This window comes from Pseudomonas sp. App30, assembly GCF_047947025.1.
Classification (GTDB): Bacteria; Pseudomonadota; Gammaproteobacteria; order Pseudomonadales; family Pseudomonadaceae; genus Aquipseudomonas.
On record NZ_CP133165.1, the window covers coordinates 5,953,624 to 5,977,721 of the forward strand.

Sequence of the window (24,098 nt, forward strand, 5' to 3'; positions counted from 1 at the left end):
GACAAGGGTTAATGAATGAACGCTCCACTGCCTTCCCGTCTCTGCGTTGCCGTGCTGCTGGCCAGCACCCTGCTGGGCGGCTGCATGGTCGGCCCGGACTACAAGAAGCCCACCGCGCCCATCTCCACCACCTTCAAGGAGGCCGAGGGCTGGAAAGCGGCGAGCCCCCAGGACGAGCTGCCCAAGGGCCCCTGGTGGGAGCTGTACCAGGACCCGCAGCTGAACGCGCTGGTGGCCCAGGTGCAGGTCAATAACCAGAACGTGGCGCTGTACGCTGCCCAGTACCGCCAGGCCCTGGCGCTGGTGCGCGAGTCGCGCGCCGACCTGTTCCCCACCCTGACCGGCACGGCGTCCAGCACCCGCAGCGAAACCGGCACCGGCTCGTCGAGCAGCAGCACCAGCACCTCCAGCGCCGCCTCGCCGAAGAACGAACACTCGGCCAGCCTCAGCCTGAGCTGGGAAGCCGACATCTGGGGCAAGCTGCGCCGCACCGTCGAAGAAGACCGCGCCAGCGCCCAGGCCAGCGCCGCGGACCTGGCCAACGCCACCCTCAGCGCCCAGTCGACCCTGGCCCAGGACTACTTCCAGCTGCGCATCCTCGACCAGCGCATTGCCCTGTACGGCGAGACCATCAAGGGCTACCAGCGCTACCTGCAGGTGATCCAGAACAAGTACGACGAGCAGATCTCCTCGCGTGCCGACCTGGCCACCGGCAAGACCCAGCTGCAGAGTGCCCAGGCGTCGATGCTCGACCTGCAATGGCAGCGCGCCCAGTACGAGCACGCCATTGCGCTGCTGATCGGCAAGGCGCCGGCCGACTTCGCCCTGGCGGTGGACGCGGGCTGGCAGTACCACGTGCCTACCGTGCCCCTGGGCGTGCCGAGCCGCCTGCTGGAACGCCGCCCGGACATCGCCGCCGCCGAACGCCAGATGGCTGCCGCCAATGCCGCCGTGGGCGTGGCGACCGCCGCGTATTACCCCGACCTGACCCTGAGCGCCAGCGGCGGCTACCAGGGTTCGACCATCAGCAACCTGTTCTCGGTGCCCAACCGCTTCTGGTCCATCGGCCCGAGCCTGACCGGCACTATCCTCGACTTCGGCGCTACCAAGGCCGCGGTGGAGCAGGCGAAATTTGCCTATGACGCCAAGGTGGCGACTTACCGGCAGACGGTGCTGACCGGCCTGGGCGAGGTCGAGGACTACCTGGTGGAGCTGCGTACCCTGGAGCCGGAGCTGGTGGCGCGCCGCGCCTCGGCGCAGTCGGCGGAAGAGTCGGCCTCGGTGAGCCGCGACCAGTATGAGGCGGGGGTGATCGACTACCTGGACGTGGCGACCACCCAGGCCACCAGCCTCAGCGAGCGGCAGACGCTGCTGAGCCTGGTGGCGACGCAGCTGGTCACCAGCGTGCAGCTGCAGGCGGCGCTGGGTGGGTCGTGGACCGGGGAATAAGCGGCCGGCCCCCCTACCTGTAGCCGGTGCCGCCAGGCTGCGCTGGCCCTGGCGTCCGCTGGAGATGTTCAGCGAGGCATAGGGCCAGCGCAGCCTGCGGCAGCGGCTACGGGCGGTGTGGCTGTAATCGCGCTTCGAGCTGCGCCCGCACCTGCGGCCATTCCTCATCAATCACACTGAACCGCACCGAATTGCGCTTGCGCCCGTCAGGCATGATCCGTTCGTTGCGCACGATCCCTTCCTGTTTTGCCCCCAGGCGCAGGATCGCCGCCCGTGACCTGGCGTTGATCTCGTCGGTGGTGAACTGCACCCGCACGCAATTCAGCGTCTCGAAGGCAAAGCGCAGCATCAGGTACTTGGCCTCGGTGTTGACGAAGCTGCGCTGCCAGCGCGCGGCGATCCAGGTGCTGCCGATCTCCAGCTTGCGGTTCACCCGGTCGACCTTCCAGAAACGCGTGCTGCCAATGACCTCGCCGGTGTCCTTGAGCACCGTCACGTAGGGCAGCACCGTGCCGGCGTCGCGGCCCTTGAGCGCCGCTTCGATATAGCCCTGCACCGTGGCGGCCGAGGGCACCACGGTGAAGGGCAGGGTCCACAGTTCGCCATCGCTGGCGGCGGCCACCAGGGCGGTGGCGTCGTCGGGTTGCAGCGGCCGCAACAGAATGCGCGGGCCTTCGAGTGCTTGCATGCAGGTCCTGCCAATACGCGAGTGAATGACCTGCGAAGTCTACGGCTTTTTGTCCTGCAAAATCGCGAAGCCCTGCTTGTTTTCGCTGACGATGCGCACGTTTTCCGCCTGCCCGGCGCTGGCCTGCACGAGGATCTCGCGGTTCAGGCTGCCCTTGCCGCACAGGGTGTCGTCGGCGGTGTCGGTGGCGATGCCGACGATGCGGTCGCCAGCGGGCACGTTGAAGGTGGCGATCTCGCCGATGCCGATGCGTGCCACCACGGTGCGGTCGACCTTCACCGCCACGTAGCAGCCGCCACCGAGCATGCCGATGTCACGGCGCACCACCAGGGTGCTGGCGTTGTCCAGCGGCGCTTGCAGGCCCAGCAGGCGTTCCTTGGGCACGGGGTCGGGGTGGTCGCTGCGGTAGGACGAACAACCACTGACCAGCATTACACACATTGCCGTACAGATCAGGCGCATGGCGTTCCCTCACTTGTCCCAGGGCATGGGCAGGCCGGCGCGCACCTTGGCGCTCAGCGCCTTCAGGTACTCCAGCGGTTCCCCTTCGGAATGGGCGTGGCTCTGCTCGTCCACCCAGGTCATCACCTTCTGCCGGTCGAGGCTGGGGCGGGCATGCAACATCTCCTTGATCACCCGTTCGCAGTGCTGCGAGTAGGCAATGACACTGGAAAACATCTGATGGGCCATGATCGCTCCTTGAGGCGGTTTTGCGAGGATCACATCAAGGTAGCACTCAATGGTGACAGGGGCGGGACAATCGTTGGGCGAGGTGATGGGGTGGATATGGCGACCGGCGGCAGCCTTGGCTTCTGATCCCGCCCACTGTAATGCTGTATGCTTTAAAACATGTACAAAAGTATGCGTAATTATCTGTTAAGGAGGTCGTCATGGCTTCATTGCTTGACCGTGCTGAACAGGCTGTTTCGGTCACGGCCCTGGTACGGGGCTTCAGTGCCAAGCTCAAGGAAGTGACCAGCCGGGCAACCGATCGGCTGGTGGTGTTCAAAGATAACGAGCCTGCGGCGGTCATTTTGAACGTCCAGGCTTACCAGGATATGCAGGATGAGCTGGAGAACCTGCGCATTGAAGCGGCTGCGCGTGACCGGCTGGCGACGTTCGACGCCGCCAAGGTCATCTCTCATTCGGACATGCGTGCGCGCTACGCCAACAACGATCAATGACAAGGAGGCCCAATGACTTGGGCGGTTATTTACCATCCGGAAGTCACGGACGACTTCGATCAGCTTGGCGCCTACGCGGCCAACCGCATACTCGACGTGATTGAGGAGCGCATCGTCAATGGCGAGCCCGACAAGGTCGGGAAGCCGCTGAGGGGCAGCCTTGCTGGCTGCCGACGGATCAGGACGGGGGACACGCGGATTGTCTACCGGGTGGACGGCCAGTCGATCATCGTGCTGATCATTGCCGTGGGAGCCCGGCGCGACAGCGAAGTCTATGACGCAGCCGCCGAGCGCGTGTAGCAGCTGCCGCAGGCTGCGTCCGGGGTTCGCGGTGGCTGGGGACGCAGCCTGCGGCAGCTGCTACGGGGGGGCTGGGGTTACTTTTTGTAGGTTTTGGACAGGCGCTGGGCCATCTTGCCGTGGCGTTGCACGTCTTTGAGCTGCGCCAGGGCGAAGGCCTTGAGCTCGGGGGCGTCGTTGCTGTTGACCTCGGCTTCATAGAGGCTGGCCAGGTCCTGGGTGACCTTGACCTGGTACAGGGCGAAGCTGGCTTCGGCGGTCTTGCCGGCCACGGCAGGGGCGGGGGCGGCCTTGGTGGGGGCTGGCGGCAGGTCGATATCGAGCTTCTTCGCCACGTCGGTCAGCTGCTCGCTGATGATGGTGTTGTCCTTCACCATCACCCCGGTGTAGGTCTGCATGTCGGGCTGCTGGAACTTGCCGGCGCCTTGCCGGGCCAGCAGCACCTGGGTGGCGGCGCCGGTCATGGCCTTGGTGACGAAGGCGTTGGGCGCGGCGAAGGCGGTGCCGGTGCTGGCGATCAGCAGGGCCAGGCCCAGTTGCAGGGTTGTGCGGTGGTTCATGGGTAAGGTCTCGGGCGGAGCAAATGGGCTATGAGAATCGCTTTGCCGGCTTTGGACAAATGAAGCTTTGCTCAGTTGCACTGTAGCAGCTGCCGCCAGGCGGCGTCCGGGGCGCCAGGGTGGACAAAGTGTCGCCCACGGGGCAGGCTTTGCCTGATACCACGCCACCACAGGAGCCACTCATTGACCATCAAAGGCGTTATTTTCGACAGCGACGGCACCCTGGTCGACAGTGAACGCATGGCGGCCGGGCTGTTGCGCCAGCTGCTGGCCGAACGCGACATTCACCTGCCCCACGAGGAAGTGCTGCGGCGCTTTCGCGGTGTGCAGTTCGCCATCTTCGTCGGCGAGTTGTGCGAAGAGCACGCGCACCTGGACGCCGAGCCCTTCATGCGCGACTTCCGCAGCCGCAGCCTGGAGCTGTTCGCCGCCGGCCTGGAAGCCATGCCCGGCGCCCTGGATTTCGTCCGCGAACTGAAACTGCCCAAGTGCGTGGCCTCCAACGGCCCGCGCACCAAGATCGAGACCTGCCTGAAGACCGCGGGCCTGTGGGACGCCTTCGACGGCAACATCGTCAGCGCCTACGAGGTCAATGCCTGGAAACCGTCGCCGGAGCTGATCGTGGCCGCCGCCCAGTTGTTGAAGCTGGCGCCCGATGAGTGCCTGCTGGTGGATGACAGCATCCCCGGCGTGCAGGCAGGCCTGGCCGCCGGCGCACGGGTCGCCGGCTATGGTGACACTGACTTCGCCCAGTTCGACGGCCAGCCCGGCTTCCATCACGTGCCGGACTACCAGGCGCTCAAGGCCTTGCTCGCCAGCCTCTAGCCGGCCTTGCGGTGGCGGCGTTCATAGTGCGCCAGCAACGGCTGGGTGCTGACGCCGTGCAGCAGAATGCTCAGCGCCACCACCGACAGCGTCAGGCTGATGGCGCTGTGCTGGATGGACGCCGGCAGGCCGTGGGCAATGGCGAAGCACAGGTAGTACAGCGAGCCGATGCCACGAATGCCGAACCAACCCAGCAGCGCCCGCTGGTGGCCGTCCAGGTACTTGCCGCGCACCAGCAGCCACACGCTCAGCGGGCGGATCACGCAGAACAGCGCCAGCCCCAGGCCGATGGCGCGCCAGTCCCAGTACAGCGACAGGGCCGCGCCCAGCAGGGTGATCAGCAGCACCTCCATGGAACGCTCCACCAGGTCGCCGAAGGTGAGGATGTCGGCCATCATCGTGCCGGCGGCCAGCTGGCTGTCGTCCTGCTCTTCCTGGGGCGTGGGGCGGGTGTGCGGGTCCAGCGGCCGGGCCAGGTGCTCGGCGGGAATGTCGGTGTGCGAGGCGCGCGCCTCGGCCTGGCGCAGGCCGACGCCGGCGGCGAACACCGCGAGGAAGCCGAACGCGTCCACGCCATAGGCCACCACGTAGCTGATGGCGATCAGCGCCAGGGCGACGAAGTCGTTGGGTGATTCGGCGCTGTCGGCGTGGCGCACCCGCAGGGCAATCATCATCTGCCCCAGCAGGCGGCCCAGGCCGTAGCCGATGGCCAGCCCCGCCGGCACCCCCCACACCAGGTTCTTCAGGGCCCAGGCGCCGATGTCGGGCAGGCCCAGTTCCACGTGGTCGATCAGCATCAGGGCGAAGATCACGAACGGGAAGGCCACGCCGTCGTTGAGCCCAGCCTCGCCTGACAGCCCGTAGCGCACCTTGTCGAAGTCGTGGGCGCTGCTGACCTGGACCATGGCGGCCAGCACCGGGTCGGTGGGCGCGAGCATTGCCCCCAGCAACGCCGACAGGCCCCAGGACAGGTGCAGGCCGTAGTGGGCCAGCAGCGCCACGCCGGCGATCGACAGCAGCATCACCGGCCCGGCCAGCAGGTAGGCGGCGCGCCAGGCGGTGCGGCGCAGGCCCAGGCGCAGCTTGATGCCGGTGCCGAACAGCGAGAACAGCACGGCCATTTCGGTGAGGCGTTGCAGCCAGCTGGCGGCGCGGGCGAAGTCCATGTTCACCAGGCCCAGCCCCACCGGCCCCAGCGCCATGCCGAAGGCCAGGCACACCGCCGAGGTGGTCATCGGCAGCCAGCGCAGGTAGGACGAGGTCAGCGCCAGCAACAGCAGCAGGGCGCCGAGCACTGACATCCACAGAATGAAACTCATTGATTCCTCAACGTCTTGGTGCGTGGCAGGTACTAACTGTGACTTTGCCGCGACCGGTTAGTTGAATTGGCGTTACTATCGAGCGGTCAATTCATTCCCCCAGGAGACCGTGATGATCAAAGTCAGCGTGATGTACCCCTACCAGCCGGACGCGCGGTTCGACTTCGACTACTACCGCGACAAGCACATGCCGCTGCTCAAGGAGCTGATGGGCGCGGCCTGCCTGAAGTATTCGGTGGAGAAGGGCCTGGCCGGTGGCCTGCCGGGTTCCACGCCGCCGTACCTGGGCCTGTGCCATTTCTACTGCGAGTCGCTGGAGACCTTCCAGCAGGCCTTCGTGCCCCACGCCGCGGTGCTCAACGGCGACATCCCCAACTACACCGACCTGGTGCCAGTGGTGCAGATCAGCGAAGTGCTGGTCGAGGTGTGAGGGGAACAATCCCGGGGTCCGGGGTTTCCAACCCACATGCACAGCCACCGGGAGCCCCCCATGACCCCAGCAGAGCAGCTGTACTTTCGTGACGATGGGCGCGTGCCCAACAACCCGTTGCCGGCCCTGGTTTACCACCAGGTGGCCGGCGATGCGGCGGCGTTCGAGCAGTTGTTCGCGCGGCACCAGTGGGTGCCGCTGTGGCGTGACGGGATTTTCGACTACCACCATTACCACTCCAACGCCCACGAAGTGCTGGGCGTGGCCGGCGGCAGCGCACGGGTGATGCTGGGCGGTGAGCAGGGGCAGATCATCAGCCTGGTGCAGGGTGACGTGCTGGTGCTGCCGGCGGGCACCGGCCATTGCGCGCTGTCCCACAGCGACGATTTCCTGGTGGTGGGCGCCTACCCCCAGGGCCAGGAAGACTACGACATCCAGCGCCCCAAGGCCGCCACCCACCATGCCTCGCGCACGCGCATCGCCAAGCTGGCGCTGCCGGCGCAGGACCCGGTGGTGGGTGGGGCGATCTGGGCTTGAGCGCACCCCGCGGCGTTCCCGGTCGCGTAAGGGCAGGTACACCGTGGCGTTTCCGGACGCGTCCCAGGGCATCCGTAGCAGCGGCCGAAGGCCGCGTCCCAGGCACCGCGTAACGGTGGGCACGTCAGGCCGCCGGGTCGTCCTTGAGTGTGGTCTTGGATTCCGTCACCTCGATGGTCTCATTGGTGCCCATTGACCGGTATTGCTTGCGAATGGTGGTCAGCTCCTTGGCGTCCAGGTCGTCCAGGTCCAGCGCCGCGTTTTGCGCGTCCTTGGTGGCGCGCAGCAGTTCGTCGATCTTGATGTGCAGGATGTCGTTATCGCGGTTCTGGGTGTTCTGGATCACGAACACCATCAGGAAGGTGATGATGGTGGTCGAGGTGTTGATGATCAGCTGCCAGGTGTCGTTGTAATGAAAGAACGGCCCGGTCACGGCCCAGACCACAATCAGCAACACCGCGACGATAAACGTCCGCGGGCTGCCGCAGGCCTTGGACAAGGCGTTGGAAAACAATGCGAATTTCATGGCAGTGGGGTCCTGAAGGGGGTTAAGGGATAGACCTCGGCGCTGCGTCGAAATTCTTTGTTACAGATGCGATTTCATCTAGCCCAACTGGATCGCCAGGGCGAACGCCCCCAGGCCTATCCAGAACACCGCGAACAGCCACGGCGCGCGCATCGAGAACATCAGCGACTTGCGGTAGCCCTTGTGGCTGGACTCCATTTCGCTGAACAGCGGCTCGTCGTCATAGGCCAGGCCCATGGCCGGGGTGTCGCGCAGCAGGCCGCTCTGCTTGAAGTGCCAGTGGTCGATGATGTCGTAGGCCGCGCGAATGCCCGGCCAGGCGTTGAGCGAGCACAGCACCCCCAGTAGCGCCAGCACCGGCGGCACCACCAGGGTGAACAGCTTGCCCCATTCGGGGTTGAGGTTGGCCATGGACGAGGCGTAGGCGATCACCAGGAACGCCTGCGCCGAGAGGTAGGCGTTGGTGCGGTTGGAGAGGATCGCCGTCTCGTACTGGATCTCGCGGCGGTAGAAATCCAGGCGGTCCTTGGGGCTGCCGAACATTTGCGCTTCGCGGGCTTCGTCGGTGTCGTGCGGCAAGCGTGAAGTGATGATTCGGCTCAAGCGTTCGGCCCCCTGGCTCAGTCGTTCGGTTCGGCGGTGTTGATGTACGGCGGCACCTTGGCCAACGGCAGCTGCCGGGCCTGGCCGGGTTGGATGCCGCGGCGCGGCGCCAGTGGCTCCAGGCGTTGCGGCGTGCCGCTGGCCAGGGCTTTTTCGATGGCCGCCAGCACGCGCACGTCGCGCCAGGCTTCGTCGCCGTCGGGCTCGGGTTGCTCACCCTTGAGAATGCAGTCGGAGAAGTACTGGGTCTCGCCGCCGAACTGGTCCACCACCGGGTGTTCATGTTCGTGAGGCTCGCCGTCCTTGATCAGCCGGTAGCCGATGGCCACGCCTTCGCCGAAGCCGAAGCACGGCGAAGCCTCGATCTCGCCTTCGCTGCCCAGCAACTGGAAGCGCTGGCTGCCGGGCAGGCTGTAGCTGACGATGAACTGCGCCAGGCGTTCCTGGCTGAAGCGCAGGGTGACGGTGACGGTGTCATGGCTGTCGAAATGCCGGCCGGGGGTGTGGATGCCCACCGCCGAGACTTCCAGCGGCTCCTCGCCGAACAGGTTGCGCACCGCGTTGAGCGGGTAGGGGCCCATGTCGGCCACGGGGCCGGCCCAGTAGCCGCTGTGAGCGCGGTGGTTGGATTCCTTGGTGTGCTGGGTGAAGGTCGAGGTGAACAGCCGCGGCTCGCCGATGGCGCCGGCGCGCACCTTGCCGATCATCTCCACCGTGGCCGGCTCGCAGTGCAGACGGTAGGCGACCATCAGCAGCGCGTTGCTGCGCTTGGCCGCGGCGTTGATCGCCAGGCAGTCGGCCTCGCTGGTGGCCATGGGTTTTTCCAGCAGCACGTGAATGCCGGCTTCCAGGGCCGGCACGGCGAATTCGCGGTGGCGGAAGTTGGGCGTGGCGATGTACACCGCGTCGATCTCGCCGCTGGCCAGCAGCGTGGCGAACTCGTCGTAGTGGTAGCTCTTGAGCTGGTACTCGGCCGCCAGGTCGCGGGCCTTGATGGGGTCGCCGGTGACCAGCGCGGTCATCACCGAATTGTCGGTCTGGCCGATGCCGGGCATGAACGCCCCCTGGGAAATCCAGCCGCCGGCGACGACTGCGTAGCGAACCTTGCCGTGTGCATCAGGCATGTCATGACTCCTGCAAGACCGGCCGGTGAAATACCGGCGCCATGCAGGAATGGGCAAGCCTGGGCCCTACAAGTTCCGCCCGATTGCGTTACAGCCGGTCAAGCGGGATCTTGATGTAGCGCACGCCGTTGTCCTCGGCGGGCGGCAACTGCCCGGCGCGGATGTTCACCTGCACCGCCGGCATCAGCAGCACGGGCATGGGCAGGGTGGCGTCGCGGGCGGTGCGCATGGCCACGAACTGCGCCTGGTCGATGCCGTCGCGCACGTGGATGTTGCCCTGGCGCTGGGCGGCGACGGTGGTCTGCGATTGCGCTTCGCGGCCCTCGGGCGGGTAGTCGTGGCACAGGTGCAGGCGGGTGTCGGCGGGGAAGGCCAGCAGGGTCTGGATGGACTGGTACAGCTGCTCGGCGTCGCCACCGGGGAAGTCGCAGCGGGCAGTGCCAACGTCGGGCATGAACAGCGTGTCGCCGACGAACAGGTCGTGCGCACCGATCAGGAACGCCATGTCCGCCGGGGTGTGGCCGGGCACGTGCAGGGCGCGCACTGGCAGGTTGCCGATGCTGAAGGTCTGGTCGGGCGTGAGCAACTGGTCGAACTGCGAGCCGTCGAGGCGGAAGCCGGGCTCCAGGTTGAACACTGTCTTGAACACCTTCTGCACCTGGCGAATGCCCTCGCCGATGGCGATGCGCCCGCCCAGTTGCGCGCGCAGGTAGGGTGCGGCAGACAGGTGGTCGGCGTGGGCGTGGGTCTCCAGCAGCCACTGCACCTGCAGGCCCTGGGCACGGACGAAGGCGATGATGGCGTCGGCCTGTTCGGTGCCGGTGCGGCCGGCCTTGTGGTCGTAGTCCAGCACCGAGTCGATGACTGCGCAGGCGCTGCCCGGCGCTTCATACACCACATAGCTGAAGGTCGACGAGCCGCTGTCGAAGAAGGGCTGGATACGTGGGGTCATGAATTGCTCCACAGTCTATTGTTCAATAATCTATATTTAAACATAATGTAATCACAGAAAGTGATCGAGAGCGACCCCGCCATGGAAACCTGCCTGACCACCGACGACGTCGTGCGCCTGCGCGCCAGTGCCTCCAAGGCCTGTGCGCTGTTGAAAGCGCTGGCCAACGAAGACCGCTTGCTGATTCTGTGCCAACTCACCCAGGGCGAGCGCAACGTCGGCGAGCTGGAGGCTGGCACCGGCGTGCGCCAGCCCACCCTGTCCCAGCAGCTGGGCGTGCTGCGCGACGAAGGCCTGGTGGCCACCCGCCGCGAGGGCAAGTACATCTACTACGGGCTCGCCAGCCATGAAGTCATCCAGGTCATGAAGACCTTGTCGGGCCTGTATTGCGGCACGGTGCTGGCCAGCCTCGGTTCGTCCGTTCTTCCTCAATAAGTGTGGACCCCATGCACGATAATGCGCAGCAACAGGGTGCGACCGCCAGCAACGCGGACATCCTGATCATCGGCGGCGGTGCTGCCGGCATCGGCCTTGCCGCCAGCCTGCTCAAGCGCCAGCCGGGCCTGGCCATTACCCTCATCGAACCCAGCGACACCCACTACTACCAGCCGGCGTGGACCCTGGTGGGCGGCGGCGCCTACGACGTCGGCAGCACCGCCCGGCCCATGGCCCAGGTGATGCCCAAGGGCGTGCAGTGGCTGCAGGCGGCGGTGCAGGGCATCGATGCCGATGGCCAGCGGGTAACCCTCGCCGACGGCCGCCACGTGGGCTACCGGCAGCTGGTCGTGTGCCCCGGCCTGCGCCTGGCCTGGGAGCAGATCGAGGGCCTGGAGCAGACGTTGGGCCAGCACGGGGTGACGTCCAACTACCGCTACGACCTGGCGCCCTACACCTGGCAACTGGTACAGCAGTTGCGCCAGGGCAAGGCGCTGTTCACCCAGCCGGGCATGCCGATCAAGTGCGCCGGGGCGCCGCAGAAGGCCCTGTACCTGTCGTGCGACTATTGGCGGCGCAGCGGCGTGCTCAAGCACATTGACGTGGAGTTCAACCTCGCCGGCCCGGCACTGTTCGGCGTGGCCACGTATGTGCCGGCGTTGATGAAGTACATCGAAAAGTACCGGGCGCAGCTGGCGTTCGGTTCGCAATTGGTCAAGGTCGATGGCCCGGCCAAGACCGCCTGGTTCGAAAGCCTGGACGCCAACGGCGCCCGCGTCCGCCAGGCCAAGCCCTTCGACCTGCTGCACGTGGTGCCGCCGCAGGTGGCGCCCGATTGCGTGCGTGAAAGCCGCCTGGCCAACGCGGGCGGCTGGTGCGAGGTAGACCCCGGCACCCTGCAGCACGTGCGGTACGCCAACGTGTTCGGCCTGGGCGACGTGTGTTCCACCAGCAACGCCAAGACCGCCGCCGCGGCGCGCAAGCAGATCGTGGTGGTGGCCGAGAACCTGCTGGCCCTGCGTGCCGGCCGCGCCTTGCCGCTGCGCTATGACGGCTACGGCTCCTGCCCGTTGACGGTGGAGAAGGGCCGGGTGGTGCTGGCCGAGTTCGGCTACGGCGGCAAGCTGCTGCCCAGCTTCCCCTGGGACTCCACCGTGGCGCGGCGCTCGGCCTGGTGGTTGAAGGCCAGCTTCCTGCCGTGGTTCTACTGGAACGGCATGCTCAAGGGCCGCGAATGGCTGACTCGCTGCAGCGCTGCTGAATAGGAGGGCGGGGCATGCTCGCACTGGTATTGGGTGGCTTGATCGGCATCGTGCTGGGCCTCACCGGCGCCGGCGGTGGCATTCTCGCGGTGCCGGCGTTGGTGCTTGGCCTGGGCTGGCCCATGACCCAGGCGGCGCCGGTGGCGCTGCTGGCCGTGGGCGCTGCAGCAGCGGTGGGCGCCATCGACGGCCTGCGCAAGGGCATCGTGCGCTGGCGTGCGGCGTTGTTGATGGCGGCGCTGGGCACGCTGTTCACGCCGTTGGGGCTGCTGGTGGCGCACCGCTTGCCGGATCATTTGCTGGTGGGCCTGTTCTGCGGCGTGCTGCTGATCGTCGCCTGGCGCATGTTCAGCCAGGCGCGCGAGGCCAAGTGCGCGGGGTCGGGCATCGACCACGGCTGGGAGCAGAAGAACTGCATGCTCAACGACCAGACCGGGCGCCTGAAATGGACCCTGCGCTGCAGCATCACCCTGTCGCTGGTGGGCTCCTGCTGCGGCTTCCTCACCGGCCTGCTCGGCGTGGGCGGCGGCTTCCTGCTGGTGCCGGCGTTCCGGCAGCTGACCGACATCCGCGTGCACGGCATCATCGCCACCTCGCTGATGGTGATTGCCCTGGTGTCGGGCATGGCGGTGGTCGGTGCGCTGCACGCCGGGGTGCGCATCCCGCTGCAGGGCGGGGTGTTCATTGCTGCCAGCGTGGCCGGGATGGTGGCGGGCCGGCTACTGTCGCCGCGCATTCCCGCACGGGTGTTGCAGGTAGGGTTTGCGGGCCTGTGCGTGGCTGTCGCCATCTACCTGGGCTCAACCTTGTAGCCGCTGCCGCCAGGCTGCGCTGGCCGGGGTGAACCCTGGAGATCTCCAGTGGGGCACAGGGCCAGCGCAGCCTTCGGCAGCGGCTACGGTGTGACAGGACGCGGCCTGGTGGCCGCTGCTACGGTGCAATGGGGTATTCTGTTGGCAAATTGCAACAAAATGTTGCAGCTGTATCTGCCAACAATAAGGAGTACCCGGTGGACCCGAACAACCTCGCCTGGCTTGCCCACGACACCCGCCTCATCGTCTGCTGTGCGGTGGCCATCGCCACCATCATCGTGTTGATCAGCGCCACCAAGTTACCGCCTTTCCTGTCCATTCTGGTCGGCACCTTCATTGCCGGCGTCGGTGCCGGGCTGGGGCCGGAGGAGGTGGCGAAGGCGTTCAGCAAGGGCGCTGGCGGCATCCTCGGCGAGGCCGGCATCATCATTGCGCTGGGCTCCATGCTTGGCGCGCTGATGGCGGAGTCCGGCGCCGCCGACCGCATCGCCAGCACCCTGCTGGGGCTGGGCAAGGGCCGCAGCCTGCCGTGGGTGATGGCCCTGGTGGCGCTGGTGATCGGCCTGCCGCTGTTCTTCGAAGTGGGCCTGGTGATGATGGTGCCGATCATCTTCGTCATGGCTCGCCAGTCCAACCAGCCGCTGCTGAAAATCGCCATCCCGGCGCTGGCCGGCATGACCACCCTGCATGCGCTGATGCCCCCGCACCCGGGGCCGCTGATCGCGGTCAGCGCGTTGCACGCCGACCTGGGCCTGACCATGCTGCTGGGCTTCAGCATTGCCTTGCCGGCGGTGATCCTCGCCGGCCCGCTGTACGGCAACTGGCTGTCGCGGCGCATGGACGTGCAGGAGCCGGCCGAGCTGGGCGCGCTGTTCAGCGCCAAGCCCCAGGCCCAGCGCCAGCCCGGCTTCGGCATTTCGCTGTTGATCATCCTGCTGCCGGTGCTGCTGATGCTCGGCAGCACCCTGGCCAAGGTGGCCCTAGCCCCCGAGACCACCCTGGCGCTGACCCTGAAGTTCCTCGGCGAGCCGCTGATTGCCCTGGGTATCGCCGTACTGGCCGCCGTGGTCTGCCTGGGTTGGGCCAACGGCCTGCCGCGCGAGCAGGTCGGCAACACCCTGCGCAAGGCGCTGGGGCCGATCGCCGTGCTGCTCTTGACCATCGGCGCCGGTGGCGGCCTCAAACAGACCCTGCTGGACGCCGGCGTCAGCCAGACCATCAGCAAGGCCGCCGAGGGCGCGCACCTGCCGTACCTGCTGCTGGCGTGGCTGATCGCCGTGGCCCTGCGCCAGGCCACAGGCTCCGCCACCGTCGCCACCACCACCACCGCGGGTATCCTGGCGCCGATGATGGCCGGGCTGGCCGCGACCCAGAGTTCGCTGGTGGCCCTGGCCATCGGGGCTGGCTCGGTGTTCTTCTGCCATGTGAACGATGCGGGCTTCTGGATGGTGCGCGAGTACTTCGGGCTGCAGTTGAAGCAGACCATCTGGGTGTGGTCGGTGTTGCAGACGATTGTCTCGGTGGTGGGGTTGGTGGGGACGTTGCTGTTGTGGCATTTCCTGGCTTGAGACTGTAGGACGCAGCCTGCGGCAGCTGCTACGTGGCTGCCTGCGGAACTGTAACGTTTCAGTTTTTATCCCATATATCGGGATGATAATTCATATATTGAATCTGCATCTGTGCTGGTTTATGGTCTCCCTCATTGCACCTCCATAACGACAACAATAGAGAGACCCGTCATGACCCAGCCCACGCTGAACGACGGCTTGCACGCCAGCACCCTGGCCAAGCTCAATCTCAAGCTGATCCCCTTCCTGATGCTGCTGTACATGGTGGCCTACATCGACAAGTCGAACATCTCGGTGGCGGCGCTGCAGATGAACGCCGACCTGGGCCTGTCGGCGGCGATGTACGGGCTGGGCGTGGGGCTGTTCTTTCTCACCTACATCCTGCTGGAAGTGCCCAGCAGCCTGATCCTCACCAAGGTCGGCGCGCGGCGCTGGATCGCCCGCATCATGATCACCTGGGGCATCGTCGCCGCTGGCATGAGCCTGGTGCAGACCGCCAACCAGCTGTATGTGATGCGCCTGTTGCTGGGCGCCGCCGAGGCTGGCTTCACGCCGGGCATCATTTATTACCTGTCGCAGTGGTACCCGCGCAGCGACCGGGCCAAGGCCATGTCGTTCTTCTACATCGGCGCGGCGCTGGCCTCGGTGATCGGCCTGCCGCTGTCCGGCGCGTTCCTGCACCTGGACGGCATGGCCTCGGTGAGCGGCTGGCGCTGGCTGTTCCTGCTCGAAGGCATTCCCGCCGCCATGCTGGGCGTGGTGGTGCTGCGCTACCTGCCGGACTCGCCGCAGACCACCCACTGGCTGGACGCACGGCAGAAGACCTGGCTGGCCAGCACCATCGCCGCCGAGCAGAGCACCACGCTGATCTCCCATAACGATGCCTGGCACAAGGCGTTCCGCAGCCCGGTGGTGTGGCTGCTAAGCCTGTTCTGGCTGTTGCAGGCGTTCGGCACCATCGGCATCACCCTGTTCCTGCCGCTGATCGTGCAGTCGGTGTCGGGGCAGGGCTCGTTCGTGGTCAGCCTGATGTCGGCGCTGCCGTTCCTGCTGGCCTGCGTGTTCATGTACGCCAACGGCCGGCATTCCGACAAGAATGGCGAACGCGCCCTGCACCTGGGCGGGCCCCTGCTGGCGGCCGGCATTGTGCTGGGCGTGGCGGTGTTCTGCGGCAACCATGGCCTGGCCTACGGCCTGCTGGTGGTTGCCGTGGCGTTGAACTGGGCAGCCACGCCGGTGTTCTGGGCCACCACCACTGAATACCTGTCGGGCCCGGCCGCCGCCGTGTCCATTGCCCTGATCAACTCCATCGCCAACCTGGCCGGCCTGGGCCTGCCGCCGGTGATGGGCTGGATCAAGGACGTCACCCACACCTACGACTACGCCCTGTTGCTGGTCGCCTGCGCCTTGCTGGCCGGCGGCGTGCTGGGGCTTTACCTGGGCGCCGAGCGCGCCCGTGGCCAGGCTCACCTGCAAGGAACCGTCAATGAACGCAAACGTGCTTAAGATCGCCCGCCTGCCGGAAAAGCTCACCGAACGCCTGCTGGCCGATTTCGCCGTGCTCGAGGGCGACGAGCAGGGCAGCCAATTGGGGCAGGGCGCCGCGCATATTCGCGCGCTGGTGGCCAACGGCGAGTCGCGGGTCAGCCGCGCGCTCATCGAGCGCCTGCCGGCGCTGGAGGTCATCGTGGTGTTCGGCGTGGGCTACGACGGCGTCGACGTGGCGGCGGCGCGCGAGCGCGGCATCGCCGTCAGCCACACGCCCGACGTGCTCACCGACGACGTCGCCGACTTCGCCATGGCGCTGCTGCTGGGCATCGCCCGTGGCACCGGCCCGGCCGACCGTTTCGTGCGCCAGGGCCGCTGGGCCGACGGCCCTATTGCCTGGACCCGCAAGGTCAGCGGCGCACGCCTGGGCATCATCGGCCTGGGCCGCATTGGCCAGGCCATTGCCCGCCGTGCCGAAGGCTTTGGCATGCACATCGCCTACTGCGGGCGTAATCGCCAGCCGGTGGATTACCGCTTCTATCCCGATGCGCAGAGCCTGGCCGCGGCGGTGGACTTCCTGGTGGTGGCGGTGGGCGGTGGCGCCCAGACCTTCCACCTGGTGGATGCCCAGGTGTTGCAAGCGCTGGGGCCCGAGGGTTACCTGATCAACGTCGGCCGCGGCAGCGTGGTGGACGAGGCGGCGCTGTTCCAGGCCCTGGCCACCCGCCAATTGGCGGGCGCGGCGCTGGACGTGTTCGAGGATGAACCGCGCCCGCACCCAGGCTTGCTGGGGCTGGACAACGTGCTGCTGACCCCGCACATGGCCAGCGCCACCTGGGCCACGCGCCAGGCCATGGCTGACCTGACCCTGGCCAACCTGGCGGCGCATTTCGCCGGTCGGCCGCTGCCCACGCCGATCCCGGCCTGACGCGGGCGGGCGGCAACTTGGTACACTGCGTGCTTTTGCCGGAGCCCATGCCATGACCGCCCACCACCGCCTGCCCGTGCCGCTGGACAAGGCCTACCGCCTGCTCAACCACGGCCCCACCGTGCTGGTCAGCGCCGCCCACCAGGGCCAGCGCAACATCATGGCCGCCGCCTGGGCCATGCCCCTGGACTTCGAGCCGCCAAAAGTGGCGGTGGTGCTGGACAAGTCCACCTGGACCCGGCAACTGCTGGAGGCCAGCGGCACCTTCGTGCTGCAGGTGCCCTGCGTGGCCCAGGCCGACATCGTCCAGACCGTGGGCAACACCGCCGGGCAGACCCTGGACAAGTTTGCCACCTACGGCCTGCAGACCTTCGCCGGCGAACAGCTGGACGCGCCGCTGCTGGAAGGCTGCGTGGCCTGGCTGGAGTGCCGCCTGCTGCCCGAACCGCACAACCAGGGCGCCTACGACCTGTTCCTGGGCGAAGTGATCAGCGCCCAGGCGGATGCGCGGGTGTTCAGCGAAGGGCATTGGCATTTTGAAGGGCATGATGCGTTGCGCACGCTGCACCACGTGGCGGGCGGGCATTTCATGGCGATCGGTGCGCCAGTAAAAGGCAACATGCTTTAACCAGGGCGCCACACAAACCCGTTTCACCACCCGTAGCAGCGGCCGCAGGCCGCGTCCGGAACACCGCGTATTCCCGGGACGCGGCCTGTGGCCGCTGCTACGGGGTTACGCGGCGTTTTCCTGTTTGAGGGTGGCCATGTCGATCACGAAGCGGTATTTCACGTCGCCCTTGAGCATGCGCTCGTACGCCTGGTTGATGTCCTTCATGGCGATCATCTCGATGTCCGAGACGATGTTGTGCTTGGCGCAGAAATCGAGCATCTCCTGGGTTTCCTGAATGCCGCCAATCAACGAGCCGGCCAGGCTGCGGCGCTTGAAGATCAGGTTGAACACGGTAGGCGAGGGGTGCGGCGAGTCCGGCGCGCCCACCAGGGTCATGGTGCCGTCGCGCTTGAGCAGCGCCAGGAACGGGTCGAGGTTGTGCGGCGCGGCCACGGTGTTGAGGATGAAGTCCAGCTGGTTGGCCTGGGTGGCCATCTCGGTTTCATTCTTCGACACGATGACCTCGTCCGCGCCCAGGCGCAGCCCGTCTTCGCGCTTGCTGGGCGAGGTGGTGAACAGCACCACGTGGGCGCCCATGGCGTGGGCGATTTTCACCGCCATGTGGCCCAGGCCGCCCAGGCCCACCACGCCCACCTTCTTGCCCGGGCCGACCTTCCAGTGGCTCAGCGGCGAGTAGGTGGTGATGCCCGCGCACAGCAGCGGCGCCACGGCCGCCAGGTTGTCCTTGTGGGGGATGCGCAGGACGAATTTCTCCTTCACCACGATGGTGTCGGAGTAGCCGCCGAAGGTGTTCTCGCCGCCGAACACCGGGCCGTTGTAGGTGCCGGTGAAGCCGTTCTCGCAGTACTGTTCCTCGCCTTCGGCGCAGGACGCGCAGTGCTGGCAGCTGTCGACCATGCAACCGACGCCGGCCAGGTCGCCGACCTTGAAGTGCTTCACGTTGGCGCCCACCGCCGTCACCTTGCCGACGATCTCGTGGCCCGGCACCGACGGGTACAGGGTGTTGTGCCATTCGTTGCGCACGGTGTGCAGGTCGGAGTGGCACACGCCACAGTAGAGAATGTCGATCTGCACATCGTCGGCGCCGGGGGAGCGGCGTTCGAACCGGTAGGGCTTGAGGGCGTCGCTGGCGCTCTGGGCGGCGTAGCTGTATGTCTTGATCATGACACTCACCTTGGTGGGGGAAAAAAGCTTGGAACAGCATAGTCCCGCTTAAGTGCCATGAAACGTTTCACCGATGAATGAAGATTGGCAGGTCGAGGCGATCTGCCGCGAACACCTCTTGAAATGACGAAACCAAAGCCCAAGGTAATGATCAGATTGAGTTGCTGGAAAGCGACCTGTTAGGCTGGGGGATCAGCGCGTCGTCGAGACATTCGGCCGCTGCATGAATCTTCCGCTCCAAGACCGAAGGAGAACTACCGCAATGGCTACCCCGACCAAGAAGCCCGCCGCCGCGAAGAAACCTGCAGTGGCGAAAAAGCCCGCCGCCAAGCCTGCCTCGGCAAAAGCGCCTGCCGCTGCCAAGGCCGCACTCGACAAGCCTGCCGCCCTGAAGACCCGCGCCCGCGCGCTGGCCACTCCCACCGACCTGGGCAGCGACGCCACCCGTGACCTCAGCGGCGCGTTGAACCGCCTGCTGGCCGACGTGTTCGCGCTGTACCTGAAGACCAAGAACTTCCACTGGCACGTCAGCGGCCCGCACTTCCGCGACTACCACCTGCTGTTGGACGACCACGCCACCGAGATCTTCGCCATGGTCGACGCCATCGCCGAGCGCACCCGTAAAATCGGTGGCAACTCGCTGCGCTCCATCGGCCACATCGCGCGCCTGAAGTCGGTGCTCGACAACGACGCCGAATTCGTCCAGCCGCTGGACATGCTGGCCGAGCTGCAGGGTGACAACAAAGGCCTGGCCGCCTACATGCGCGAAGTCCACGAACTGTGCGACAAGTACAACGACATCGCCACCGCCAGCCTGATCGAGAACTGGATCGACGAAACCGAACAGCGCACGTGGTTCCTGTTCGAGACCAGCCGCAACGGCGACGTCACCGGCCACTGATGCCAGCCACGCCACGCAACCCGTAGCCGCTGCCGCCAGGCTGCGCTGGCCTTCCCATGCACCGAAGATCTCCAGGGTGCACGCGGGCCAGCGCAGCCTTCGGCAGCGGCTACGGGAGCGTCGCGCCGCCTATGTGCTTTCCCTCTCCCCAGCGTTAGACTCGTAGGGCGCAACCCCGCCCACGGAGTCCGAGCCCCGCGATGCAATTCCTTTCCAAAGACCACGGCTGTGAAGGCTGGCGTGGTGAAATGGCCACGCGTATTCGCGGCTTTGACTGGTCGCTGACCGAACTCGGCCCATTCGACCTCTGGTCGCCCGCCCTGCGCATGGCCACGCAGTTTCTGCTGGCTTCGCCAGTGCCGCTGGTGATGCTCTGGGGCCGCCCCGGCTACATGATCTACAACGACGCCTATTCGCTGTTCGCCGGTGGCCGCCACCCGTACCTGCTGGGCTCGCCCGTGGAAATGGGCTGGCCGGAAGTCGCCGACTTCAACCGCAACGTGGTCGACACCTGCCTGGCCGGCGGCACCCTGAGCTACCACAGCAAGGAGTTGGTGCTGCTGCGCAACGGCGTGCCCGAAGACGTGTGGATGGACCTCTACTACAGCCCGGTGCCGGGCGACGACGGCAGCCCCGCCGGGGTCATGGCCATCGTCGTGGAAACCACCGCCCACGTGCTCTCCGAGCGTGCCCGTGAAGCCGCCGAGCGTGCGCACCGGGCCACCAGTGAGCGCCTGCAGATGGCCCTCAACACCGGCGCGGTGCTGGGTTCGTTCGTGTGGGACATCAAGGGCGGCCAGCTCTCGGGTGACGAGCGTTTTGCGCGTACTTTCCTCTACCCACCCGGCACGCCGCTGGAGCACCTGCCCGCCGAGCAGGCACTGGCGGCCATCCACGATGATGATCGCCAACGCGTGCAGGCGGCCATCGACGTCGCCATCCAGCAGCACTCGGGCTACAACGCCGAGTACCGCTTGCAGCGTGCCGATGGCAGTTACCGCTGGGTGCAGGCCAGCGGCCGCTGTGACTACGACGCCCAGGGGGCGCCTTCGCGGTTCCCGGGGGTGCTGATCGACATTCACGAGCGCAAGATCGCCGAAGACTCCCTGCTGCAGCTCACGCGCAACCTCGAACAGCGGGTGGAGCAGGAGGTGCGCGCCCGCTCCGAGGCCGAGGAAAAGCTGCGCCAGTCACAAAAGCTCGAAGCCTTGGGCGGCCTCACCGGTGGGGTGGCCCATGACTTCAACAACGTGCTGCAGGTGATCGCCGGCAACCTGCACCTATTGGGTCGCCAGCAGCAGGACAACGCGCCCATCCAGCGCCGGGTGGCCGCCGCCCTGGCCGCCGTGGAGCGCGGTGCCAAGCTGTCGGCGCAGCTGCTGGCCTTCGCCCGTCGCCAGCCGCTGTCCCCAGGCGTCTATAACCTGCGCCGGCTGTACGACGGCCTGGGCGAATTGCTGCTGCGCGCCATGGGTGAAACCGTCCAGGTGCGCATGCACACGCCCGAGCAGCCGTGGAGCATTCACGTCGACCGCAACCAGCTGGAAAACGCCGTGCTCAACCTGGCCCTCAACGCCCGCGATGCCATGGGCGGCGAGGGCGAGCTGGTGATCAGCGCTGACAACGTGGTGCTGGGCCATGAGTTTTGCACCGGCAAGGAGCTGAGCCCCGGCGACTATGTGCGGCTGTCGGTCAGTGATGACGGCGTGGGCATGGCGCCGGCCACCCTGGCCCAGGCCTTCGAGCCGTTCTTCACCACCAAGCCCGATGGCCACGGCACCGGCCTGGGCCTGAGCATGGTGTTCGGCTTTGTCCGCCAGAGCGCCGGGCACGTGGAAATCTGCAGCGTTGAGGGCCAGGGCACCACGGTGCAGATGTATTTCCCGCGCAGCCACGCGGCCGAAAGCGTCGAGGAGGTGCCGGGGGCGGCGGTCATGATCGATGGCGAGGAGACCATCCTCGTGGTCGAGGACGACGAGCAGGTGCGCGCCACCGCCGCCGAGCTGCTGGAGCAGTCAGGCTACCGGGTGATCACCGCGGAAAACGGCGACGTGGCCATGCGCTTCCTGCTCGACGGCCTGCGGGTGGACCTGATCTTCACCGACGTGGTCATGCCCGGCCAGGTCAAGAGCGCTGACCTGGCCACCTGGGCCCAGGCCCGCACGCCGCCGTTGCCGGTGCTGTTCGCCTCGGGGCACACCCGCGACATCATCTCGCGCAATTATGAGCTGGCGCCGCACCAGCACCTGTTGCGCAAACCTTATGGGCCCGACGCGCTGACCGCGATGGTACGCCGCGTGCTGCAGGCCGAACAGGACTGATCAGCGCGCCTCGCGCGCAAGGAGCTGGCGCTTGCGCTCCACACCCCAGCGGTAGCCCGACAGCGCGCCGTCGCTGCGCACCACCCGGTGGCAGGGAATGGCCACGGCCAGGCGGTTGGCGCCGCAGGCCTGGGCCACCGCGCGGGTGGCCGTGGGCGCGCCGATCAGCCGTGCCACCTCGGCGTAGCTGGCGGTGCTGCCCACCGGTATCGCCCGCAGCGCTTGCCATACCCGCTCCTGGAACGCCGTGCCGCGCACGTCCAGCGGCAGGTCCAGGCCAATGCCGGGCGCCTCGACGAAGCCCACCACCTGGGCCACCCATTGCTCGAACTCGGCATCGGCGCCAATCAACTCGGCGTTGCGAAAGCTGTCCTGCAGCTCTTGCAGCAGTTGCTCGGGGTCGTCGCCCAGCAGGATCGCGCAGACGCCGCGCTCGCTGGCTGCCACCAGAATATCGCCCAGCGAACAGCGGCCCAGGGCGAAGCGCAGGGTGGCGCGAGCGCCACCGTTGCGGAACTGCACCGGTTTCATGCCCAGGCGCTGGTTGCTGGACTCGTAGAAGCGGCTGTTGGAATTGAAGCCGGCCTCGTACACCGCCTCGGTCACCGTGCCGCCGGGCTTGAGCTGCTCGCGCACGCGCTGGGCGCGGCGTGCGTCGGCGTAGGCCTTGGGCGTCAGGCCGGTGAAACGCTTGAACAGCCGATGGAGGTGGTAGGGGCTCAGCCCCACCTCGGCCGCCAGCTGCGCCAGCGACGGCGGGCTGGCGGCGGCGTCCAGTACCGCGCAGGCACGGGTGACCAGGGCGGCGTGGGCATCGTGGGTGGTGGGTCTCATGGGCGTGGCCTGGCAGTTGAACGTGGCCCCAGCTTAGCCCTGCGGGGGCCGGCAAAACACTCCGAGTCTTGCGCGTTTAGAAGTTGGCCGGGGTGTTGGCGCTTATTATCTCTGCCTCGTCCTGGCCGATGTTGCGGAACCGGTGGGGCAGGGTGGTGGGGATGTAGTAGCCGTCGCCGGCATTGAGGATGCTGGTCTGGCCGTCGATGGTCAGCTCGATGGTGCCGCGGGTGACCACGCCACATTCCTCGCCTTCGTTGTGCACGATGAACTCGTCGCCCGAGTGCGCGCCGGGGGCGTACAGCTCGCGCAGCATGCGCATGTCACGGCCGGGCAGGGTGGCGCCCACCAGCAGCAGGCGCAGGCCTTCGCGGCCCAGGTCCGGCTGTTCGTCGGAGCGGAACACATAGCGCTCCTGCTTGGGCGGCTCGTCGAAGGTGAAGAAGTCGGCCAGGCTCATGGGAATGCTTTGCAGGAGTTTCTTCAGCGAGCTGACCGAGGGGCTGACGCGGTTCTGCTCGATGTTGGAAATGGTCGAGTTGGTCACGCCGCTGCGGCGCGCCAGTTCGCGTTGGGACAGTTGAAACCGTTCGCGCACCAACTTCAGTCGTGTTCCGGTATCCATAGGTGCCTTATTGTTCAGAGGGCTTCATGTCGAAAATGACCTGACCTTTATAACCATCGCCGCTGGCAGGTCAAGGCGTTTTAGCGGTTGCAGGCTCAATCGTCGCGAGTCAGCACTTCCAGCAGCTCGATCTCGAAATACAGGTCGCTGCCCGGCTTGATATGCGCGCCCATGCTGCGCTCGCCGTAGGCCAGGTGCGCGGGCACGAACAGCTTGCGCTTGCCGCCTACCTGCATGCCCATCAGGCCCTGGTCCCAGCCCTTGATGACGCGGCCGGTGCCGATCACGCACTGGAAGGGCTTGCCGCGCGACCACGACGAGTCGAACTCGGTGCCGTCCGCCAGCGTGCCGCGGTAATGGGTGGTGATCAGCGCACCCTTGACCACGGCCTTGCCGGTGCCAGGTTGCAGGTCTTCGACCAGTAGTTCGTTGCTCATCGAGGGTGCCTGTGAAATCGGGGCACCTAGTTTACGCAAATTGCGTCCCATATCCCACCGTAGCCGCTGCCGCAGGCTGCGCTGGCACTGTGCCTCGCTGGAGATCTTCAGTGACCACCAGGGCCAGCGCAGCCTGCGGCAGCGGCTACGGGATTTTGGACGCATCAACGCGGTCGTGCACGCCATGCCAGAGCC

The 24,098-nt window shown here is 66.6% G+C and carries 28 protein-coding genes; 15 read left to right on the forward strand and 13 right to left on the reverse strand.

The features are described 5' to 3' along the window. Nucleotides 1–15 precede the first annotated feature (15 nt). Nucleotides 16–1,449 carry an efflux transporter outer membrane subunit gene (locus RAM80_RS27440; protein WP_416423519.1) on the forward strand — a complete coding sequence of 478 codons (1,434 nt, stop codon included), beginning with the start codon at nt 16–18 and terminating at the stop codon, nt 1,447–1,449. Between the two features lie 106 nt (nt 1,450–1,555). Here the strand turns inward: RAM80_RS27440 and RAM80_RS27445 are convergent, their stop codons facing one another. The 3 genes from RAM80_RS27445 to RAM80_RS27455 are packed head-to-tail and all read right to left on the reverse strand — an operon-like array spanning nt 1,556 to nt 2,827. Continuing rightward, entirely contained in the window at nt 1,556–2,137 is a 582-nt protein-coding gene (locus RAM80_RS27445) for a GNAT family N-acetyltransferase (protein ID WP_416423520.1), read from the reverse strand. Nucleotides 2,138–2,176: 39 nt separating this feature from the next. Next, nucleotides 2,177–2,599, reverse strand: coding sequence for a 3-isopropylmalate dehydratase (locus RAM80_RS27450; protein ID WP_416423521.1), 423 nt, complete (start codon nt 2,597–2,599; stop codon nt 2,177–2,179). Nucleotides 2,600–2,608: 9 nt separating this feature from the next. Next, entirely contained in the window at nt 2,609–2,827 is a 219-nt protein-coding gene (locus RAM80_RS27455) for a hypothetical protein (protein WP_008368335.1), read from the reverse strand. A gap of 200 nt (nt 2,828–3,027) precedes the next feature. Here RAM80_RS27455 and RAM80_RS27460 point away from each other — a divergent pair, with 200 nt between their 5' ends. After that, on the forward strand, nt 3,028–3,321 hold the full coding sequence (locus tag RAM80_RS27460) for a type II toxin-antitoxin system Phd/YefM family antitoxin (protein WP_416423522.1): 294 nt from the start codon (nt 3,028–3,030) through the stop codon (nt 3,319–3,321). Between the two features lie 12 nt (nt 3,322–3,333). Continuing rightward, nucleotides 3,334–3,621: a type II toxin-antitoxin system RelE family toxin gene (locus tag RAM80_RS27465; RefSeq protein WP_416423523.1), complete on the forward strand. Its 288-nt coding sequence runs from the start codon at nt 3,334–3,336 to the stop codon at nt 3,619–3,621. Between the two features lie 77 nt (nt 3,622–3,698). On the opposite strand, the gene RAM80_RS27470 is transcribed toward RAM80_RS27465, so the two are convergent. Next, nucleotides 3,699–4,181 carry a DUF4142 domain-containing protein gene (locus RAM80_RS27470; RefSeq protein WP_416423524.1) on the reverse strand — a complete coding sequence of 161 codons (483 nt, stop codon included), beginning with the start codon at nt 4,179–4,181 and terminating at the stop codon, nt 3,699–3,701. A 183-nt stretch (nt 4,182–4,364) separates the two neighbouring features. On the opposite strand from RAM80_RS27470, the gene RAM80_RS27475 reads away from it, so the two are divergent. Further along, nucleotides 4,365–5,006 (forward strand): HAD family hydrolase, encoded by a 642-nt coding sequence (locus RAM80_RS27475; protein WP_416423525.1) that lies wholly within the window; start codon nt 4,365–4,367, stop codon nt 5,004–5,006. Here RAM80_RS27475 and RAM80_RS27480 read toward each other — a convergent pair. Continuing rightward, nucleotides 5,003–6,325, reverse strand: a complete 1,323-nt coding sequence (locus RAM80_RS27480) for a cation:proton antiporter (protein ID WP_416423526.1) — start codon at nt 6,323–6,325, stop codon at nt 5,003–5,005. The two genes, RAM80_RS27475 and RAM80_RS27480, sit on opposite strands and share 4 nt — an antisense overlap. Nucleotides 6,326–6,437: 112 nt before the next feature. On the opposite strand from RAM80_RS27480, the gene RAM80_RS27485 reads away from it, so the two are divergent. After that, nucleotides 6,438–6,755, forward strand: coding sequence for an EthD family reductase (locus tag RAM80_RS27485; protein WP_416423527.1), 318 nt, complete (start codon nt 6,438–6,440; stop codon nt 6,753–6,755). 60 nt (nt 6,756–6,815) lie between these two features. Then, nucleotides 6,816–7,292, forward strand: coding sequence for a cupin domain-containing protein (locus RAM80_RS27490; protein WP_416423528.1), 477 nt, complete (start codon nt 6,816–6,818; stop codon nt 7,290–7,292). Nucleotides 7,293–7,416: 124 nt separating this feature from the next. Here RAM80_RS27490 and RAM80_RS27495 read toward each other — a convergent pair whose 3' ends face one another. The 4 genes from RAM80_RS27495 to RAM80_RS27510 all read right to left on the reverse strand — a co-directional run bounded on the left by RAM80_RS27495 (nt 7,417) and on the right by RAM80_RS27510 (nt 10,497). Beyond that, nucleotides 7,417–7,818: a low affinity iron permease family protein gene (locus RAM80_RS27495; protein WP_416423529.1), complete on the reverse strand. Its 402-nt coding sequence runs from the start codon at nt 7,816–7,818 to the stop codon at nt 7,417–7,419. A gap of 78 nt (nt 7,819–7,896) precedes the next feature. Beyond that, nucleotides 7,897–8,421 (reverse strand): hypothetical protein, encoded by a 525-nt coding sequence (locus RAM80_RS27500; protein WP_416423530.1) that lies wholly within the window; start codon nt 8,419–8,421, stop codon nt 7,897–7,899. Nucleotides 8,422–8,438: 17 nt separating this feature from the next. Continuing rightward, complete coding sequence (locus RAM80_RS27505) at nt 8,439–9,545, reverse strand: Gfo/Idh/MocA family protein (RefSeq protein ID WP_416423531.1); 1,107 nt, start codon at nt 9,543–9,545, stop codon at nt 8,439–8,441. A gap of 88 nt (nt 9,546–9,633) precedes the next feature. Beyond that, nucleotides 9,634–10,497, reverse strand: coding sequence for an MBL fold metallo-hydrolase (locus RAM80_RS27510; protein WP_416423532.1), 864 nt, complete (start codon nt 10,495–10,497; stop codon nt 9,634–9,636). An 81-nt stretch (nt 10,498–10,578) separates the two neighbouring features. Between RAM80_RS27510 and RAM80_RS27515 the strand changes: the two genes are divergently transcribed. The 7 genes from RAM80_RS27515 (at nt 10,579) to RAM80_RS27545 (ending at nt 17,618) form a co-directional block, all read left to right on the forward strand. Next, nucleotides 10,579–10,932, forward strand: coding sequence for an ArsR/SmtB family transcription factor (locus RAM80_RS27515; RefSeq protein WP_416423533.1), 354 nt, complete (start codon nt 10,579–10,581; stop codon nt 10,930–10,932). An 11-nt stretch (nt 10,933–10,943) separates the two neighbouring features. Then, complete coding sequence (locus tag RAM80_RS27520) at nt 10,944–12,197, forward strand: NAD(P)/FAD-dependent oxidoreductase (protein ID WP_416423534.1); 1,254 nt, start codon at nt 10,944–10,946, stop codon at nt 12,195–12,197. An 11-nt stretch (nt 12,198–12,208) separates the two neighbouring features. Further along, nucleotides 12,209–13,006: a sulfite exporter TauE/SafE family protein gene (locus RAM80_RS27525; protein ID WP_416423535.1), complete on the forward strand. Its 798-nt coding sequence runs from the start codon at nt 12,209–12,211 to the stop codon at nt 13,004–13,006. A 197-nt stretch (nt 13,007–13,203) separates the two neighbouring features. After that, on the forward strand, nt 13,204–14,574 hold the full coding sequence (locus RAM80_RS27530) for a gluconate:H+ symporter (RefSeq protein WP_416423536.1): 1,371 nt from the start codon (nt 13,204–13,206) through the stop codon (nt 14,572–14,574). Between the two features lie 171 nt (nt 14,575–14,745). Continuing rightward, nucleotides 14,746–16,080: an MFS transporter gene (locus tag RAM80_RS27535; RefSeq protein ID WP_416423537.1), complete on the forward strand. Its 1,335-nt coding sequence runs from the start codon at nt 14,746–14,748 to the stop codon at nt 16,078–16,080. Continuing rightward, complete coding sequence (locus tag RAM80_RS27540) at nt 16,061–16,990, forward strand: 2-hydroxyacid dehydrogenase (RefSeq protein WP_416423538.1); 930 nt, start codon at nt 16,061–16,063, stop codon at nt 16,988–16,990. The genes RAM80_RS27535 and RAM80_RS27540 overlap by 20 nt, the downstream gene beginning before the upstream one ends. Before the next feature lie 52 nt (nt 16,991–17,042). Then, nucleotides 17,043–17,618 carry a flavin reductase family protein gene (locus tag RAM80_RS27545; protein ID WP_416423539.1) on the forward strand — a complete coding sequence of 192 codons (576 nt, stop codon included), beginning with the start codon at nt 17,043–17,045 and terminating at the stop codon, nt 17,616–17,618. A gap of 105 nt (nt 17,619–17,723) precedes the next feature. On the opposite strand, the gene RAM80_RS27550 is transcribed toward RAM80_RS27545, so the two are convergent. Beyond that, nucleotides 17,724–18,785 (reverse strand): NAD(P)-dependent alcohol dehydrogenase, encoded by a 1,062-nt coding sequence (locus RAM80_RS27550; RefSeq protein WP_416423540.1) that lies wholly within the window; start codon nt 18,783–18,785, stop codon nt 17,724–17,726. Nucleotides 18,786–19,047: 262 nt separating this feature from the next. Here RAM80_RS27550 and RAM80_RS27555 point away from each other — a divergent pair, with 262 nt between their 5' ends. Both RAM80_RS27555 and RAM80_RS27560 read left to right on the forward strand, forming a co-directional pair. After that, nucleotides 19,048–19,686, forward strand: a complete 639-nt coding sequence (locus RAM80_RS27555) for a Dps family protein (RefSeq protein WP_416423541.1) — start codon at nt 19,048–19,050, stop codon at nt 19,684–19,686. A 200-nt stretch (nt 19,687–19,886) separates the two neighbouring features. Beyond that, nucleotides 19,887–22,007 carry an ATP-binding protein gene (locus RAM80_RS27560; protein WP_416423542.1) on the forward strand — a complete coding sequence of 707 codons (2,121 nt, stop codon included), beginning with the start codon at nt 19,887–19,889 and terminating at the stop codon, nt 22,005–22,007. Here RAM80_RS27560 and ada read toward each other — a convergent pair whose 3' ends face one another. From ada to RAM80_RS27575, 3 genes are all read right to left on the reverse strand, one after another. Then, nucleotides 22,008–22,841 (reverse strand): bifunctional DNA-binding transcriptional regulator/O6-methylguanine-DNA methyltransferase Ada, encoded by an 834-nt coding sequence (ada, locus tag RAM80_RS27565; RefSeq protein ID WP_416423543.1) that lies wholly within the window; start codon nt 22,839–22,841, stop codon nt 22,008–22,010. It lies immediately after the preceding gene. Between the two features lie 76 nt (nt 22,842–22,917). After that, a complete protein-coding gene (locus RAM80_RS27570; RefSeq protein WP_416423544.1) occupies nt 22,918–23,466 on the reverse strand; it encodes a cupin domain-containing protein in 549 nt (182 codons plus the stop codon). Between the two features lie 95 nt (nt 23,467–23,561). Further along, a complete protein-coding gene (locus RAM80_RS27575) occupies nt 23,562–23,903 on the reverse strand; it encodes an FKBP-type peptidyl-prolyl cis-trans isomerase (RefSeq protein WP_416423545.1) in 342 nt (113 codons plus the stop codon). Nucleotides 23,904–24,098 lie beyond the last annotated feature (195 nt).

Bases quoted from the DNA above. Each gene is read 5' to 3' on its own strand.
- RAM80_RS27440 (WP_416423519.1), top strand. From the start codon at position 16: ATGAACGCTCCACTGCCTTCCCGTCTCTGCGTTGCCGTGCTGCTGGCC.
- RAM80_RS27445 (WP_416423520.1), bottom strand. From the start codon at position 2,137: ATGCAAGCACTCGAAGGCCCGCGCATTCTGTTGCGGCCGCTGCAACCC.
- RAM80_RS27450 (WP_416423521.1), bottom strand. From the start codon at position 2,599: ATGCGCCTGATCTGTACGGCAATGTGTGTAATGCTGGTCAGTGGTTGT.
- RAM80_RS27455 (WP_008368335.1), bottom strand. From the start codon at position 2,827: ATGGCCCATCAGATGTTTTCCAGTGTCATTGCCTACTCGCAGCACTGC.
- RAM80_RS27460 (WP_416423522.1), top strand. From the start codon at position 3,028: ATGGCTTCATTGCTTGACCGTGCTGAACAGGCTGTTTCGGTCACGGCC.
- RAM80_RS27465 (WP_416423523.1), top strand. From the start codon at position 3,334: ATGACTTGGGCGGTTATTTACCATCCGGAAGTCACGGACGACTTCGAT.
- RAM80_RS27470 (WP_416423524.1), bottom strand. From the start codon at position 4,181: ATGAACCACCGCACAACCCTGCAACTGGGCCTGGCCCTGCTGATCGCC.
- RAM80_RS27480 (WP_416423526.1), bottom strand. From the start codon at position 6,325: ATGAGTTTCATTCTGTGGATGTCAGTGCTCGGCGCCCTGCTGCTGTTG.
- RAM80_RS27485 (WP_416423527.1), top strand. From the start codon at position 6,438: ATGATCAAAGTCAGCGTGATGTACCCCTACCAGCCGGACGCGCGGTTC.
- RAM80_RS27490 (WP_416423528.1), top strand. From the start codon at position 6,816: ATGACCCCAGCAGAGCAGCTGTACTTTCGTGACGATGGGCGCGTGCCC.
- RAM80_RS27495 (WP_416423529.1), bottom strand. From the start codon at position 7,818: ATGAAATTCGCATTGTTTTCCAACGCCTTGTCCAAGGCCTGCGGCAGC.
- RAM80_RS27505 (WP_416423531.1), bottom strand. From the start codon at position 9,545: ATGCCTGATGCACACGGCAAGGTTCGCTACGCAGTCGTCGCCGGCGGC.
- RAM80_RS27510 (WP_416423532.1), bottom strand. From the start codon at position 10,497: ATGACCCCACGTATCCAGCCCTTCTTCGACAGCGGCTCGTCGACCTTC.
- RAM80_RS27515 (WP_416423533.1), top strand. From the start codon at position 10,579: ATGGAAACCTGCCTGACCACCGACGACGTCGTGCGCCTGCGCGCCAGT.
- RAM80_RS27520 (WP_416423534.1), top strand. From the start codon at position 10,944: ATGCACGATAATGCGCAGCAACAGGGTGCGACCGCCAGCAACGCGGAC.
- RAM80_RS27525 (WP_416423535.1), top strand. From the start codon at position 12,209: ATGCTCGCACTGGTATTGGGTGGCTTGATCGGCATCGTGCTGGGCCTC.
- RAM80_RS27535 (WP_416423537.1), top strand. From the start codon at position 14,746: ATGACCCAGCCCACGCTGAACGACGGCTTGCACGCCAGCACCCTGGCC.
- RAM80_RS27540 (WP_416423538.1), top strand. From the start codon at position 16,061: ATGAACGCAAACGTGCTTAAGATCGCCCGCCTGCCGGAAAAGCTCACC.
- RAM80_RS27545 (WP_416423539.1), top strand. From the start codon at position 17,043: ATGACCGCCCACCACCGCCTGCCCGTGCCGCTGGACAAGGCCTACCGC.
- RAM80_RS27550 (WP_416423540.1), bottom strand. From the start codon at position 18,785: ATGATCAAGACATACAGCTACGCCGCCCAGAGCGCCAGCGACGCCCTC.
- RAM80_RS27555 (WP_416423541.1), top strand. From the start codon at position 19,048: ATGGCTACCCCGACCAAGAAGCCCGCCGCCGCGAAGAAACCTGCAGTG.
- RAM80_RS27560 (WP_416423542.1), top strand. From the start codon at position 19,887: ATGCAATTCCTTTCCAAAGACCACGGCTGTGAAGGCTGGCGTGGTGAA.
- ada (WP_416423543.1), bottom strand. From the start codon at position 22,841: ATGAGACCCACCACCCACGATGCCCACGCCGCCCTGGTCACCCGTGCC.
- RAM80_RS27570 (WP_416423544.1), bottom strand. From the start codon at position 23,466: ATGGATACCGGAACACGACTGAAGTTGGTGCGCGAACGGTTTCAACTG.
- RAM80_RS27575 (WP_416423545.1), bottom strand. From the start codon at position 23,903: ATGAGCAACGAACTACTGGTCGAAGACCTGCAACCTGGCACCGGCAAG.